The sequence below is a fragment of the Polaromonas sp. P3_B1 genome (genome assembly GCF_056402935.1).
In genome coordinates this window covers 36,136-51,447 of sequence record NZ_JBFUGK010000005.1, presented here as the reverse complement: position 1 = coordinate 51,447, position 15,312 = coordinate 36,136, and the positions used below count along the sequence as shown (strand labels likewise).

Below are 15,312 nucleotides of genomic sequence, written 5' to 3'. Positions count from 1 at the left end.
GCGCCATGAAAACTTCGCGCACTCCCTGGAAGGCCCTTGCCGGCATCGCCTTGCTGGCTTGCGGCGCCGCCTGCGCGCAAAACGTCGCACCGAATGTCGCCGTGCCTTTCTACACCGCCGGCGATTTCATGCGCGGCGTCTACCGCTTCTGGTACGCGCCGCAAGCCGCCGCGTTTGCCGAACAGGCCGGCGGCCTTCCCGCGGCCATCTCCGCGGTCTGCGACGCGGACGCCGGCGCGGCCACGGCGAAATTGGAGCAGGCGCGCGAACGCTGGAAAGCCAGCGCCCTCGCCTGGGATCGCCTGAGCGGCGTGCAGATTGGCCCGCTGGTGCAGCGGCGCTCGTCGCGGCAGATCGACTTCACGCCCACGCGGCCCGAATTGATCAAGCGCGCGATCCAAACCGCACCGCAGGACGCCACGGCCATGGAAAGCATAGGCACGCCGGCCAAGGGCCTGCCCGCGCTCGAGTGGCTGCTGTGGAGCCAGCCCATCGCGCCAGCCACGCCGGCCTGCCGCTATGCGCTGCAGGTGGCAGCCGATATCCAGCGCGAGGCCGACACGCTTGCCAAAGCCTTTGACGAACTGGCCGCGCGCCCGCCAGGCAAAGACGAAGAAAGCCAGGGCCCCGCGATGAGCGAACTCATCAACCAATGGACGGGTGCGCTCGAGCGGCTGCGCTGGGCCGAAATGGAAAAGCCCCGCCTGGCCGGCGGCACGCAAGGCGGCCGCAATGCCGTGGCCTATGCGCGCAGCGCCAGCGGCCAGACCGCCGCGCGCTGGGCCGCGCAATGGCAAGCGCTGCGCACGCTGGGCGCCTCACAGGCCCCTGAAGCGCCGCGTCCCGGCATGGGACTAGCGCCGATTGAAACCTATTTGCGCGGCCTGGGCCGCAACGAGCCGGCCGACCTGCTGGCGCAAAGCGTGGGCAAGGCCGACAAGGCGCTGCAAAACATTTCGCCCGCGAACAAGGCCGGCATGACGGCCGCCGGGCGCTCACTGGCCGAGCTGAAAAAACTCGCCGAAGCCGAGATCGCGCCCGCGCTGGAAGTCAGCATCGGGTTTTCAGACGCCGACGGCGACTAGGAAGCAGCCATGAGGAAGGCTGATGCCCTGACGAAACTGCAGCGCCGGCAATGGCTGGCGCTGGCAGCGGCCGGCGCGAGTGCCTGGCTCAAGCCAGCCCTGGCAGCTTCCACTGCAACCGCCTCGCCACAACAGCTGGTGGCCGCCTGGGAGGCAGCGCACGGCTACCAGGTTGGCGTGCTGGCGTACCGCGGCACCGCGTTGCAGGTCAGCGCCGCGCTCGACGTACCGACACGTGCCCACGGCGTGTGGGTCGAGCGTGGCGGCACGCTGCTGGCGGTGGCACGCCGCCCGGGCGACTGGCTGCTGCGCTGGCGGCCCGCAAACGAGGGTGAAAGCCAAGGCGAGGCCATCACCTGGGCCTGGGCCGAACCGGACCGCGCCTTCAACGGCCACGTGATCGCCAGCCCCGACGGCAAAACGCTCTACACCACTGAAACGAATCTCGAATCCGGCCAGGGCCTGATCGGCGTGCGCAATGCCGCCACACTGGAAAAAACCGGCGAATGGCCTACCCACGGCATGGACCCGCACGAGCTGCTGCTGGACGACGACGGCAGTCTGGTCGTGGCGAACGGCGGCATTCCCGCCTTGCCTGAAACCGGCCGGCTGAAGCTCCACATGGAGCGTATGGATGCCTCGCTGGTGCGGCTGGACACGCGCAGCGGCGCGCTGCTGGGCCAATGGCGCCTGGCCGACAAGCGCCTGAGCCTGCGGCACATGGCCTGGGGCCGCGCACCGGCGGCGGGCGGCCCGCGTGTATTGGGCATCGCGCTGCAGGCCGAGCATGACGACACCGCGGCCAAAACCGGCGCGCCCGTACTGGCGCTTTTTGACGGCCGGACGCTGTGGACCTGCGACGCCGGTGCCGGCCATGCGCTGGCCGGCTACGGCGGCGACATCGCCTGGGCGGCGGGCGCTTTTGCCGTAGGCTGCCCGCGCGCCAATGGCGTGGCAGTGTGGCAGGCCGATGGACGCTGGACAGATTTTTTCCCGCTGCAAGAAGCCTGCGCCGTCGCCTCAGCTTCTACGGCGGACGAAGCAGACACCACACTCTGGGCCGGCGGGCGGCTCGGCGCGCTGATGCGCGATGGCGCGGGCCGCACGGCTTCGCCGGTGCTCAAGAATGTGCGGCTGGACAACCACTGGGCGCCGATGGCGGGCTAGAGTTCGCCCTCATCCGGCGCACTTCACAGCTTCTTCCACAGCTCGCCATCCCTGGAACGGTAAGTGCCACCCGTGGCGCAGCAGCCTCCCGCACCGAAGGCGATGCGCCCGAGGGTGACAGTGACGACACCGTTGTCTACCTGCAGCGACTGCCGCTCGCAATACGTGAAGAATGGATAGAGATCGGGTTCGAGCACCATCTGCCAGCCGTCCCTGGACTCCCTGGACTCCTTGGACTCCTTGGGTATGGCGCGATAGACCTTGCAGTCATGCACCGCGAGGTGCATCGGCTTGCCGCCCAACAATCCCTTGAAGACGCGCTCTGGCGGTATCGCCGCCATGGGATCGGGCTCGGCAGGAGGCGGAACAGGGACACTGCCGCCGCCTGCCAGCCCCAATCCGATCCCAAGCCCAATAGCCAGAAGGAGCTGACCCCACAGCATGTTCCGCTCAGGCCTCGTCACCGGCGAAAACGTCTGCCACGCCAGCGCGGCCGCAGCTGTGGCCGACAGTGCCGTGGCAACCCAGACCAGCAGTTCCGCGGCTTCGGTGGATGGACTGATCGTCCAGCCAACAGCCAGCACGGTCGCATTGACCAGTAACAGCACGAGGCTAGCCCATGGCCGCACCCGGGAGAACAAGCCTGCAATCAGCAAGAGCACCGTGCACAGCAGCGCCGCGGGCAGTACCACCACGCCTGAAAACAACAGCTCCAACGCCTCCAACAGCCAGCCACCGCTGCTCGCCACTTTGCCAACGATGTACAGGTGAAGCACCATAGCCAGGCCCGGCAGGGCCAACAAATGTGCGGCGACAAAGGCAAAGGCGTAGGGTGTACTGGAGGTTCTCAAGATGCCGGTGATTCTAGAGCCCGGCTGAGATACCGTGGATGCGGTCCAGCCGGACCACGATGCGCGTGACCGCCGGCCGCGCCCTGCTGCAGCGCCGAGTTCGCTGCGTTCGTCAGGCACCAATGCAATCGCCCCGGCAATCCTTTCGGACTACCGGGGCGATTGCGTCAGAACCGGCAAAGGCCGGCTTGTGCAAGCTTACTGGGCGCTGGTCTTCACGAGCTCGGCAGCCGCCTGGGGAGCTGCACCGGCTTTTTCGGCACGGGGAGCGGCCAGGTTTTGCTGGGCGGTTGCGCCATTGAAGCTGGAGCTTGCGTTGGCATTCTGGGCCTGCACCACTTCGCTTTTGACTTCAGCGCGGGTTTTGCTGGAAGGCGCTTGCATCTGGTCCAGCAGGAAGGCATTCAGGGGTTGGGCGGAAGCGGCCACGGAGGTCAGGGCGGCAACAGCAACAACAGCGGCGGCAACAAAGTTCGATTTCATGATGAATATCCTCTCAAAAGTTAAGTGACGTTCCGGGCATGGCGGGCTCATCTCCCCGTCTGTCCAGCCTCGGTGAGTCGCCTTGTAAGTGGCTTCGGCTCATCGATGTATGAACTGTATTCCTGTTAAATCGAACAAAAAATACCAATCCCAACAATACATTGCTGTTAAATTAGCAACAATAAAGGTGTTATATAAGGGTTAACCATGGACAGACTCCAATCCATGCGGGTGTTCCAGCAGGTCGTGGACGACGGCAGTTTTGCCGCTGCGGCGCGCAAATTCGACATGTCGGCCGCCGTCGTGACCCGCCTGGTCGGCGACCTGGAAGACCACCTGGGTGTGCGCCTGCTGCAGCGCACCACGCGCCGCTTGGCGCTGACGGACGCCGGTGAAACCTACCTGGCGCGCGTGCGGCACATCCTGAGCGATATTGACGAAGCCCACGCCGCCGCCCAGGCCCATGCGCAGGAGATGTCCGGCACCATACGCATCATGACGCCGCCGGTGTTCGCCGTGCACGTGTTGGCGCCGCTGGTGGCCGAGTTCGGCCGGCGCTATCCCAAGGTGGTGCTCGACATCCACGTGGACTCGCCGCTGGTGCCGCCGGTCGAAGACTACGACCTCACGCTGCTGGGCGCCGGCGACACCTTTGATGCCAACATCATCGCGCGGCCCATTGCCTCATCAGATGGTGTCCTGTGCGCCTCGCCCGACTACCTGCGCCGCAACGGCACGCCGGCGCGGCCCGAAGACCTGCCGCAGCACCACAACCTGCGCGTCAAGGCCAGCGCCAACCGACACCGCGTCTGGCGCCTGACCAATCCCGACGAGGGCAAACGCGTCGTCGAAGTGCAGATAGAGCCCAGCATGCTGGTCAACCACAGCGACACGCTGATACGCGCCTGCGTGGACGGGGCCGGCATCATGAGCCAGTCCATCGACCTCGTAGCCAACCACCTCAACAGCGGCGCGCTGCAGCGCATCCTCTCCCCCTGGATCACCGGCACCAACACCTTGTACGCGGCGCTGCCCAGCCGCAAGTTCATCCCGGTGCGCACCAGCGTGTTCCTTGAGTTCATGACCGATTACACGCGCAGGGTGATCAAGAGAATGGACACGCGGCAGGAGTGAAGGATTCTTGTCCCCTCTCCCCGAGGGAGAGGGTTAGGGTAAGGGTGAGGGCCTGCAGCCTTCAAACTCGCGCCGACACATCACGCGCCTCAGGCCCCCATCCCTACCTTCCCCCAGCGGGGGAAGGAGCAACACCGGAACACGAAAGATATTTTTGCGCTTCTTGACGCAAAGCTTTCAAAGAACTTTCATCCCAAAAAGTTCCACGACTTCACGCCTTCATTGTTCCGATTTCGGCAATGGAATGTTCTGCAAACACGCACTTGTCTATGGCTCTTGCGGAACAAGGTTGGATGCATCGGTGAGCCACATTCATAACGCGACTCAGCGAGGAAGGCCCCTCGGGCAGACAGCCCGTCCGACCGGATTTTTCAAAAAACTGTTCTAAAGGAAATTCATCATGAAATCGAATCTCGTCTCCGCCTCCGTTCTTGCCGTCTCCGCACTGGCCTTCTTCGGCTCCGCCAGCAGCTTCGCCGAAGGCCGCGATCCTTTCCCGCAAGAGCAGGCCAACACCGCGAGCACCAAGACCCGCGCTGACGTGCGCGCCGAACTGCTGCAAGCCCAGCGCGAAGGCTACTCCGTGAACGTGCCCCGCAACTACCAGGCGCCTGAGGCCAGTGCACCCGCCAGCACCAGGACCCGCGCAGAAGTGAAGGCCGAAGCCGGCAGCGGCGTATCGGTTTCCGCACTTGAGCGCGATTACCCCGTCGTTCAATAAGCAAGCGGAGCGGCGCATGATGCGCTGCTGAACGCCGGCGGCGGCCGCGAGAGCGGCTGCTGCTTCAAGCAAAAAGCACAGGGCATCCCGGTGCGCCCTGGCGCAGCGGGATGCTTTGCCGCGTGTGCCCCCAAAAACCGAGTGTCGCTAGACAGCCTTCGCATCAGGCGCCCACTGCGCCGGCCAATCCCCTTAGCGCCAAGCCAATTGCAATCGCGTTAACGAACCCCACCTTCGCCGTACAAAGAGGCAACACGTGCATACAGCATGGCAAAACGCGCGCCGCGCTCCTTCCACCGTTCCCGCTCGGCGGTCCGGGGCGCATAGCTGTCCAATGGCGCGGGCGCTTTCATGATGTCGTGCGGGTCCGCCTTGTCCACGCACATCCACGCCAGCCGTGCCGCGCCCAGGGCGGGGCCCACGGCGGCATCCTCGCGGCGGATCACTTCCAGCCCTGTGGCGTCGGCCAGCATCTGGGCCCAGTAGCCGCTGCGCGAGCCACCGCCTATCAAGCTCACCTGCTCAAGCCCAACACCGGTGGCCTGCAGCGCCGCGATGCCCTGGGCCAGGCCGTGGCATATACCTTCCAGCGTGGCGTTGACCAGGTCGGCGCGCCCGGTGCCCGCATCCATGCCGAAAAACACGGCTTGCGCATGCGGGTTGTTGTGCGGTGTGCGTTCACCATTGAGGTAGGGCAGGAACAGCGGCGTGGATGCGCGCAGCCCGCGCGCCTCAGCCTCGGCCAGCAGGCGCTCAACGTCAGGCTCGCCGAGCAGCGAGGCGGTGAAGTCCAGGCAGGAGGCCGCCGACAGCATGACCGACATCAGGTGCCAGGTTTGCGGCAACGCATGGCAGAAGCTGTGCACGGCCTGCGCGGGATTGGCGACGTATTCGCGCGTGGCGACAAACACCACGCCCGAGGTGCCCAGCGACAGCATCGCGTCCCCTGCGCGGAAGACGCCGGCGCCCAGCGCGCCGGCGGCGTTGTCGCTGGCGCCGGCCACGACCGGTATGGGCCGCAAACCCCAATGCTGCGCGAGTTCCGTGCGCAATGTGCCCGTGGTCTCGGGGCCCTCGTGCAACATGGGCATGTGCTTGCGCGACAGGCCGCAAGCGGCAAGCAGTTCGCCGCTCCAGTCGCGCCTGGCGACGTCCAGCCACAGCGTGCCCGCGGCATCCGACATGTCGGTGGCGAACTCGCCGGTCATGCGCCAGCGCAGCCAGTCCTTGGGCAGCAATACCTGCCGCACACGCTCGAACACCTGGGGCTCGTGGCGTGCCACCCACAGCAGTTTGGGCGCGGTGAAGCCGGGCATCATCATGTTGCCGGCGATCTCGCGCGAGCGTGGCACCTTGTGCTCAAGCAACACGCACTCTTCCGCGCTGCGTCCGTCGTTCCACAGGATGGCCGGCCGCAGGGCCTGGCCTTGCGCATCGAGCAAGGTCGCGCCGTGCATCTGCCCGGTCAGGCCTATGCACGCCACGTCGGCCGGGTTGCGCCCCGCCGCCGCCAGCCCGGCCAGCGCCTGCCGGACGGCGTCATCGCAGGCGCGCCACCAGGCCTGCGGGTCCTGCTCGCGCCACAAGGCTTGCGGCTGGTCAACCGCCAGCGGCACCGTGCCGCCGGCCACCACCTGGTGCCCGCGGTCCAGCACCACGGCCTTGACGCTGGAGGTTCCGAGATCGATGCCGAGGAACATGCGTCAGCGCATCGACGTCCACTTGGCCTGGCTGCCGGCGGACTCCACCACTTTTTCGATGAAGCGCACGCCGCGCGCGCCGTCGGCCAGGCGCGGGTAATCGGCATCCAGCGGGTCGGGCGCCTTGCCTGCCTGCACCGCGCGGATGTGCGCTGCGACGCCGAGGTAGACATTGGCGAAGGCTTCCAGGAAAGCCTCGGGATGCCCGGTGGGCAAACGCGTGGCGCGGCGCGCGGCCTCGCCCAGCCAGGGCGAGCCACGGGTCAGCATGCGCGCGGGGCCGTCGATGGGCTGGTGCACCAGGCGGTTGGGCTCTTCCTGGTGCCAGGTCAGCGTGCCCTGCGTGCCGAACACCCTCAGGCGCAAATCGTTCTCGCAACCCACCTCGATCTGCGAGGCGATAAGCACACCTTTCGCGCCGTTGGTAAAGCGCAGCAGCACATTGCCGTCGTCGTCCAGGCGGCGGCCGGGCACGAAGGTGGTCAGGTCGGCGCAGATGCTGTCCAGTTCCAGCCCGGTGACTGTCGCCACCAGGTTCTCGGCGTGCGAGCCGATGTCGCCCATCGCACCGGCCAGGCCGCTGCGCGCGGGGTCGGTGCGCCAGCCGGCCTGCTTCTGGCCCGTGGCTTCCAGGTTGGTGGCGAGCCAGCCCTGGTTGTATTCGACGATGACTTTGCGCAGCTCACCGATCAGCCCCTTGGCCACCAGTTCACGGGCTTCGCGCACCATGGGGTAGCCGGTGTAGTTGTAGGTGACACCGAAAACGCAGCCGCTGCGCTGCGCGGCCTTTTCCAGCGCTTGCGCTTCTTCGCTGCTGTGCACCAGCGGCTTGTCACACACGACATGGATGCCGGCCTCGGCGAAGGCATGCGCCACCGGGAAGTGCACGTGGTTGGGCGTGACGATGGACACGAAGTCGACGCGCTCATGCGCCGGCCGCTTGAGTTCATCGGCCAGCAGGTCCTGCCAGCGCCCATGGTTGCGCGCGTCGGCAATCCCCAGCTCTGCGCCGGAAGCGCGCGCGCGCTGCGGGTCGGATGACAGCGCGCCGGCAACGAGTTCCATCTGGCCGTCCAGCGCCATCGCCTTGCGGTGCACCGCGCCGATGAAAGCGCCCTGCCCGCCGCCCACCATGGCGTAACGCAGCTTGCCCATCATGACCCGGCCATCCCGCCTTGTTTGGCCTTGTCGAAGACAGCATCGAAGGCGCCCGCCGCCGGTTTGAAGTCCAGGCGCTTTGAATAGGCGGCGCTTTCGGTCGCGCCATGGACGCGGTCCATGCGGCTGTCCTCCCACTCCACGCTCAGCGGGCCGGCGTAGCCAATGTCATTCAGCGCAACGATGATGGATTCGAAGTCGATCATCCCGCGGCCGACGCTGCGGAAGTCCCAATAGCGGCGCGCATCACCGAAGCTGGTGTGCCCGCCGAAGACACCCGCGGTACCGTCGCCCTTGCCCCACCACACGTCCTTCATGTGCACGTGGTAGATGCGCTCACCGAAGGTGCGCAGGAACTTCACATAGTCCACGCCCTGGTAGCCCAGGTGGCTGGGGTCGAAGTTAAAGCCGAAGCGTTTGTGGCCCGCCACCGCCTCGACGGCGCGTTGCGCCGAAGCGGTGTCGAAGGCGATCTCGGTGGGGTGAACCTCCAGGGCGAAGTTCACGCCCACCGATTCGAAGGTGTCGAGGATGGGTTTCCATCGGTTTGCGAAGTCGACGAAACCCTGGTTCCAGTATTCCTGCGTCGTCGGCGGAAAGGCGTACAGCGAATGCCACACCGACGAGCCGGTAAAACCGGTGACCACCTTCAGGCCCATTTTGGCGGCGGCGCGGGCGGTGTCCTGCATTTCGCGCGCGGCGCGCTGGCGCACGCCCTCGGCCTGGCCGTCGCCCCATACGTGCTCGGGCAGTATCGCCTTGTGGCGCTCGTCGATGAGGTCGCACACGGCCTGGCCCACCAGGTGGCTTCCGATGGCGAAGCAGCGCAGGCCGTGCTTTTCCAGCAGGTCGCGCTTGTCCTGCACATAGCGCTCGCTCGCCAGCGCTTCCTGTACGTTGAAGTGGTCGCCCCAGCAGGCCAGCTCGAGCCCGTCGTAGCCCATGCCGCGCGCCAGGGGTGCAAGTTCGGCCAGCGGCAGGTCGGCCCACTGTCCGGTAAAAAGTGTGACGGGTCTGGCCATGGCTGCCTTAGAAAGGAGAGTCGGGGAAGTAATACTGCTTGGCGTTGTCCTTGGTCACCAGCACCGAGGGGATGATGGTGGAGGCCGGCAGTTTCTCGCCCTTGACACGCGCGGCCGCGGTGAGCTTCATCGCGTCGGCGATCATGCTGGGCGAGTAGGTCACGTCGGCCGTGACCATCTTGTCGCCGTCCATCACCTTCTTGATGTAGTCCTTGGAGCCGGCGCCGCCCAGCACCATCTTGACGTCGCTGCGCTTGGCCTGCTCAATCGCCTTCTGCACACCGACGGCCATGTCGTCGTCCGAGGCCCATACGGCGTCGATCTGCTTGAAGCGTGTCAGGAAATCCTGCATGACCTTGAAGGCGTCGTCGCGGTTCCAGTTGCCGTGCTTGGCATCCAGCACCTTGATGTCGGGGTTGTTCTTCATCACCGCCATGAAAGCGTCTACACGCTGGTTGTCGATCACGGTCGGGATACCGCGCAGGACGACAACATTGCCCTTGCCGCCCAGCGCCTTGGCCATGTATTCGCCCGACACCTTGCCGAAGCCGGGGTTGTCGCCCGCAACATAAGCGTCCTGCGCGGTCGTATCGGTGAGGCCCCGGTCCACCACCGTGACGTACACGCCCTTGCCCTTGACCTGTGCGACAGGTTGCGTGAGCGGCGCGGACTCGAAAGGAAGAATCACCAGCGTGTCGATCTTGTTGGCCGTCTGCAGATCCTGCACCTGGTTGGCCTGCTCAGCGGCCGAGCCGGCCGTCTTCACGGTCACCTTGAGGCCCGGGTACTGCTTTTCCAGCTCGGTCTTGGTGCGGTTGGCCCAGTACACGACGCCGCCCGTCCAGCCGTGGGTGGCTGCGGGAATGGACACGCCGATGTGCGGTTTGTTTTGCGCCAGCGCCGCCGGCGCGGTGCCAAACAATGCCAGGGCCGCCGCGCCTATCGCAAGCAGTTGGGTAAACGGTTTCATGATTTGTCTCCTTTTGGTTTTGCTGAAAAGACGGCAATGCCGCCGGTGGAAATCCGCATCACTTACGCCCGCGCTGGAAGAAGGCGACCGCGATGATCACAAAGCCCTGCACCGCGGCGTTCAGGTACACGCTGATGATGCTGGTGAGATTCAGGATGTTGCTGATCACCGAAAGCAGCACCGCGCCGATCACGGTGCCGGTGACGCTGCCGGCGCCCCCCTTGAGCGCCGTGCCGCCGACAATCACCGCAGCGATCGCCTCGAGCTCCCAGAGCAGGCCCGTGGCCGGCGAGGCCGATCCCAGCCTTGGCACGTAGAGCACGGTGGCAATGCCCACGCAGATGCCCAGCAGCATGTAGGTGAGCACTTTGACGCGGTCCACTTCCACGGCCGCATAGCGGGCCACCTGCTCGTTGGAGCCTATGGCCTGCACATAACGGCCGTAAGCCGTGCGGTTGAGGATCAGACCGCCCAGCAAGGCAACCACGATAAAGACCCACACCGGCACCGGCACGCCCAGCCAGCTGCCGTAGTACACCGGGCCGTAGACGCTTGCCAGCGAGCCGTCGAGCGTGATGGCGCCGCCGTTGGAGAAATATGTGAGGTAGGCGCGGAAGATGCCCAGCGTGCCCAGGGTCACGATAAAGGGTTCGATGCGCCCCTTGGTGATCAGCAAGCCATGGGCCAGGCCGAACAGCGCGCCCAGCCCGATGGCACAGGCCATGCCGGCCAGGATGGCGGCCAGCGGCGGCCAGCCGGCGCCCGCGGCGGCGTTCATCAGCAGGATCATGGTGCCCGCGATCAGCGCCGCCATGGAGCCCACCGACAGGTCGATGCCGCCTGAGATGATCACAAAGCACATGCCGACGGCGATGATGCCGATGAAGGCCGTGCGCGTGAGCACGTTCATGGCGTTGTCCAGGCTGGCGAAGTTCTCGTTCAGCATGGCGCCGAGCAGGCACACCAGCACGAGGCCGGCCAGCGGGCCGCCCCCGCGCAGGCCGGCCCAGCGGCGCGCGAGTGACGGCGCCTTCGGCACGCCGGCCATGGATTCAGTGGGTTCCAGTTGCATGGGCGATCAGCAGTTCTTCGGTGAGTTGGTCCTGCGGCAGCTCGGCCGCCATCCGGCCCTGGCGCATCACGATGACGCGGTGGCACAGGCCTATGAGCTCGAGCAGTTCGGACGAGACAACCACAATGGCGCGGCCTTCGTCGGCCAGCCGCCGGATCAAAAAATAGATGTCGCGCTTGGCGCCCACATCGACGCCGCGCGTAGGCTCGTCGAGCACCACGACCTGCGGCTGCGGTTGCAGCACGCGGGCCAGCGCCAGCTTTTGCTGGTTGCCGCCCGACAGCGCCGAGGCCGGCACACCCGCCGCCGCGCGGATGCCGAAGGCGTCGCTGGCCTGCTTCAAGGCCGCGCGCTCGGCCGCCGGGTCCAGCCAGGGACGGGCGTATTGCTCCAGCGCCATCAGCGTGAGGTTCTCCGCCAGGCCCATACGCAGGTGCAGGCCGCGGCTCTTGCGGTCTTCACTCAGGTAGGTCAGCCCCATGCGCGCGGCCGAGCGCGGGCTGCGCCGCGTCCACGGGCGGCCCTGGACCTCCACCGCCGCGCAGCTTGACGGGCGCAAGCCGAGCAAGCCTTCAAACAGCTCGGTGCGCCCCGCGCCGACCAGCCCGGCAAAACCCAGTATCTCGCCGGCGTGAACCTCAAAGCCCACGTCCTGCGCCCAGCCGGGCACCTGCAGGCCCTGGACCTTGAGCAACACCTGCGCGCCCTCGGGCACGGGCTGCCGCGGCGGAAACAGGTCGCTCAGCTCACGGCCCACCATGAGGCTGGCCATCTGGTGCCGTGTCACGCTGCCGGTGAGTCGCTGCGCCACCAGGCGTCCGTCGCGCATGACCAGTATTTCGTCGGTGACGCGCTCGACTTCATCCAGCTTGTGCGAGATGTACAGCACCGTGGCGCCCTGCTCGCGCAGCTGCGCGATCAGGCCGAAGAGTCTGTCTGTCTCCGACGGCGTGAGCGTGGCCGTGGGTTCGTCCATCACCAGCACACGGGCGTTGCGGCTCAGCGCCTTGGCGATCTCCACCAGCTGCTTCTCGGCCACGATCAGGTCGCGCACACGCCGGCCGGAGCTGCAGGTGAGCCCCACCGAGCGCATGGCCGCCTCGGCGCGGCGGGCCATTTCCCGCTCATCCAGAAAACCGCGGCGTGTCAGCTCATGCCCCAGGAAGATGTTCTGCGCAATGGTCAGGTCGTCGGCCAGGTTGAACTCCTGGTGGATCATCACGATGCCTTCGGCCTCGGCATCGCGCGGCCCGCGAAAGCTTACGGCCTGCCCGCCTATCTCCACCGAACCCTCGCTGGCCGCTTCATAGCCGGCCAGGATTTTCATCAAGGTGGATTTGCCTGCGCCGTTCTCGCCCAGCACACCGTAGACGCGGCCGGGCTCGAAAGCAAAGCTCACGCCGTGCAGCACCTGGACCGGGCCGAAGCGCTTGCTCACCTGCTGGAAGCCGACGGCCGGGTTCATGGTTCGCGCTCCTGAGCCTGTTCAATGTCTAAACGGGGTCGAAGATCGCGGCGTTCACGCGATTTTCCAGCCACTCCTGCCGGCCGCTCACGGGCCGGGGCCGAAGGTCCTGCACAAACGCGTATTCCGCCACCTCGCTGAGCTTCATGTCGCCGCCCAGGATGCCGCGGCCCAGGTCACCCTCCCACCGCGCATAACGCTCGGTGCGAAAGCGGTCGAGCTCGCCGGCCTCGATGAGCCGCGCGGCGCTCTTGAGCGCCAGCGCGAGCGCGTCGATGGCGCCCGCGTGCCCGTGAAGGATGTCGACAGGGTCCATGCTCTGGCGGCGCACCTTGGCGTCGAAGTTGAAGCCGCCGCTGCCCACGCCGCCCGCGCGCAGGATCTCGTACATCGCCAGCGTGAGGTCTTCGACGCTGTTGGGGAACTGGTCGGTGTCCCAGCCGTTTTGCGGGTCGCCGCGGTTGGCGTCTATGCTGCCGAAGATGCCGAGCGCGGCGGCGGTGGCGATTTCATGCTGGAAGCTGTGGCCGGCCAGCGTGGCGTGGTTGGCCTCGATGTTGAGCTTGATCTCGTGCTCCAGGCCGAAGTCCTTGAGGAAACCGTAGACCGTGGCGCTGTCGTAGTCGTACTGGTGCTTGGTGGGCTCCAGCGGTTTGGGCTCGATCAGCAGCTGGCCTGTGAAGCCTATCTTGTGCTTGTGCTCAACCACCATCTGCATGAAGCGGCCGAGCTGGCGCCGTTCGCGCCGCAGGTCGGTGTTGAGCAGCGTGTCGTAGCCTTCACGCCCGCCCCACATCACATAGTTGGCGCCGCCCAGGCGGTGGGTGGCATTGAGCGCGCTGAAGACCTGCGTGGCGGCGTAGGCGAACACTTCGGGGTCCGGGTTGCTCGCGGCCCCGGCGGCGTAGCGCGGATGGCTGAAGAGGTTGGCCGTGCCCCACAGCAGCTGGATGCCCGTCTCCTGCTGCTTCTGCGCCAGCACGTCCACCATGGCCGAGAGGTTGCCGCGGTAGTCCGCCAGGCTCGCGCCCTCGGGCGCCACATCGGTGTCGTGAAAAGTGTAGAAGGGCACGCCCAGCCGCGAGATCAGGCCGAAGGCGGCGTCGGCTTTGCGGCGCGCCAGTGTCAGCTCATCGCCGGGCACATGCCAGGGCCTGGCGAAGGTCGCCTGGCCGAACACGTCGTTGCCCGGCCACACAAAAGTATGCCAGTAGCAGACGGCCAGCCGCAGGTGTTGCTCCATGGTCTTGCCGAGCACACGCGCCTTGGCGTCGTAGTGGCGGTAGGCCAGCGCACTCGTGGACTGCGGGCCCTCGTAGCGGACCTGGGGAAGGGATTCGAAGGAAGTCATGTCTGCCCGGATGAAGCAAAGAGGCGATGCTAGTCCTTGCGACGCTGCGAAAGTTTGCGAATTTGGCGAGCGCTGCTTGCGATATTTCTTTCTGCATCGCAGCAATTGGCGCCAATGCCTGCAGGCAGCGATGCGCAAAGGCCGTCAGCCGGGCAGCAGCGCGTGAAAGCCCGCGCCGGACACTGCAAGGTAGCATGAATAGAGTGAAGTCGTCGCCGTAATGAACAACCTGTTACCTCGGGGGCCGCCGAACTCGAGGTTGGCCACCGGCTCCGGGATGAGGATCTTGCCAAGCAGCTCGCCCTGCGGCGTGAAGCAATGAACGCCGTCGCCGGCGCTGGTCCACACATTGCCGAGCACATCCACGCGCAGCCCGTCCGGGATGCCGGCGTCCACCGTCGCGAACACCTCGCCGCCCTGCAACCGGCCGTCGCTCACCTGGAAGGAACGGATGTGGCGCGGGCCTTGGGCATCGTGCGAAGCGCCGGAGTCCGCGATGTACAGCCGCTTTCCGTCGGGCGAAAAAGCCAGCCCGTTCGGTTGCACGAAATCGGTGACGACCGCCTCGACGCGTCCGCTGGCGGGATCAATGCGGAACACGTAGCGGCCTCCGTACTCGGGCTCGGCCGTGTAACCCTCATAGTCGGAAAGAATGCCGTAGGTCGGGTCGGAAAACCACACCGCTCCATCGGGCCCGGCCACCAGGTCGTTGGGCGAGTTGAGCTTCTTGCCCTCGAACGAGGACGCGAGCACCGTGCGCCGGCCGTCGTGCCCGGTGCGGCTGACGCAACGCGTGCCATGCTCGCAGCTGAGCAGGCGGCCCTGGCCGTCGCGGGTGTTGCCATTGGTGAAATTGGAGGGCTTGCGAAATTCCAGCACGCATCCGGGCCCGGCGCCGTCGGGCACCCACCTGAGCATGCGGTTGTTGGGGATGTCGCTGAACAGCAGGAAATCGCCGCCGGGAAAATACACCGGCCCTTCGGCCCAGCGCGCGCCGGTATAGAGCTTCTCGACAAAGGCATTCGGGGGCGCCAGGCCGCGAAAGCGCGCGTCGTGCAGGCGGAAGTCGCCGCGAATCCCGTAGTGTTCACCCATGCTCATCTCGATTCACCTTGCTGGTCTCGCTCAATCGC

At 66.3% G+C, this 15,312-nt stretch carries 14 protein-coding genes; 4 read left to right on the top strand and 10 right to left on the bottom strand.

Annotated features, from left to right (window positions below; genetic code table 11):
- Window positions 1-5: 5 nt before the first annotated feature.
- Both AC1DXS_RS04345 and AC1DXS_RS04340 read left to right on the top strand, forming a co-directional pair.
- The gene (locus AC1DXS_RS04345) at window positions 6-1,085 is read left to right on the top strand and encodes an imelysin family protein (RefSeq protein ID WP_477736348.1); all 1,080 of its coding nucleotides are present in this window, start codon (window positions 6-8) and stop codon (window positions 1,083-1,085) included.
- A 9-nt stretch (window positions 1,086-1,094) separates the two neighbouring features.
- Complete coding sequence (locus tag AC1DXS_RS04340; RefSeq protein WP_477736347.1) at window positions 1,095-2,252, top strand: DUF1513 domain-containing protein; 1,158 nt, start codon at window positions 1,095-1,097, stop codon at window positions 2,250-2,252.
- 23 nt (window positions 2,253-2,275) lie between these two features.
- On the opposite strand, the gene AC1DXS_RS04335 is transcribed toward AC1DXS_RS04340, so the two are convergent.
- A complete protein-coding gene (locus tag AC1DXS_RS04335) occupies window positions 2,276-3,103 on the bottom strand; it encodes a hypothetical protein (protein ID WP_477736346.1) in 828 nt (275 codons plus the stop codon).
- Window positions 3,104-3,301: 198 nt separating this feature from the next.
- On the bottom strand, window positions 3,302-3,586 hold the full coding sequence (locus AC1DXS_RS04330) for a DUF4148 domain-containing protein (protein ID WP_477736345.1): 285 nt from the start codon (window positions 3,584-3,586) through the stop codon (window positions 3,302-3,304).
- 207 nt (window positions 3,587-3,793) lie between these two features.
- Here AC1DXS_RS04330 and AC1DXS_RS04325 point away from each other — a divergent pair, with 207 nt between their 5' ends.
- Both AC1DXS_RS04325 and AC1DXS_RS04320 read left to right on the top strand, forming a co-directional pair.
- On the top strand, window positions 3,794-4,720 hold the full coding sequence (locus AC1DXS_RS04325) for a LysR family transcriptional regulator (RefSeq protein ID WP_477736344.1): 927 nt from the start codon (window positions 3,794-3,796) through the stop codon (window positions 4,718-4,720).
- A gap of 400 nt (window positions 4,721-5,120) precedes the next feature.
- Window positions 5,121-5,441 (top strand): DUF4148 domain-containing protein, encoded by a 321-nt coding sequence (locus AC1DXS_RS04320; RefSeq protein ID WP_477736343.1) that lies wholly within the window; start codon window positions 5,121-5,123, stop codon window positions 5,439-5,441.
- Between the two features lie 218 nt (window positions 5,442-5,659).
- On the opposite strand, the gene xylB is transcribed toward AC1DXS_RS04320, so the two are convergent.
- From xylB to AC1DXS_RS04280, 8 genes are all read right to left on the bottom strand, one after another.
- Window positions 5,660-7,141 (bottom strand): xylulokinase, encoded by a 1,482-nt coding sequence (gene xylB / locus AC1DXS_RS04315; protein ID WP_477736342.1) that lies wholly within the window; start codon window positions 7,139-7,141, stop codon window positions 5,660-5,662.
- Between the two features lie 3 nt (window positions 7,142-7,144).
- A complete protein-coding gene (locus tag AC1DXS_RS04310) occupies window positions 7,145-8,299 on the bottom strand; it encodes a Gfo/Idh/MocA family protein (protein WP_477736341.1) in 1,155 nt (384 codons plus the stop codon).
- Window positions 8,296-9,321: a sugar phosphate isomerase/epimerase family protein gene (locus tag AC1DXS_RS04305; protein WP_477736340.1), complete on the bottom strand. Its 1,026-nt coding sequence runs from the start codon at window positions 9,319-9,321 to the stop codon at window positions 8,296-8,298. The genes AC1DXS_RS04310 and AC1DXS_RS04305 overlap by 4 nt, the downstream gene beginning before the upstream one ends.
- Before the next feature lie 7 nt (window positions 9,322-9,328).
- A complete protein-coding gene (locus AC1DXS_RS04300; protein ID WP_477736339.1) occupies window positions 9,329-10,291 on the bottom strand; it encodes an ABC transporter substrate-binding protein in 963 nt (320 codons plus the stop codon).
- A 58-nt stretch (window positions 10,292-10,349) separates the two neighbouring features.
- Window positions 10,350-11,363: an ABC transporter permease gene (locus AC1DXS_RS04295; RefSeq protein ID WP_477736338.1), complete on the bottom strand. Its 1,014-nt coding sequence runs from the start codon at window positions 11,361-11,363 to the stop codon at window positions 10,350-10,352.
- Window positions 11,344-12,828 (bottom strand): sugar ABC transporter ATP-binding protein, encoded by a 1,485-nt coding sequence (locus tag AC1DXS_RS04290; protein ID WP_477736337.1) that lies wholly within the window; start codon window positions 12,826-12,828, stop codon window positions 11,344-11,346. Before AC1DXS_RS04290 ends, AC1DXS_RS04295 begins: the two co-directional genes overlap by 20 nt.
- Window positions 12,829-12,856: 28 nt before the next feature.
- Complete coding sequence (gene xylA, locus AC1DXS_RS04285) at window positions 12,857-14,179, bottom strand: xylose isomerase (protein WP_477736336.1); 1,323 nt, start codon at window positions 14,177-14,179, stop codon at window positions 12,857-12,859.
- A 144-nt stretch (window positions 14,180-14,323) separates the two neighbouring features.
- A complete protein-coding gene (locus AC1DXS_RS04280) occupies window positions 14,324-15,280 on the bottom strand; it encodes an SMP-30/gluconolactonase/LRE family protein (protein WP_477736335.1) in 957 nt (318 codons plus the stop codon).
- Between the last annotated feature and the right edge of the window lie 32 nt (window positions 15,281-15,312).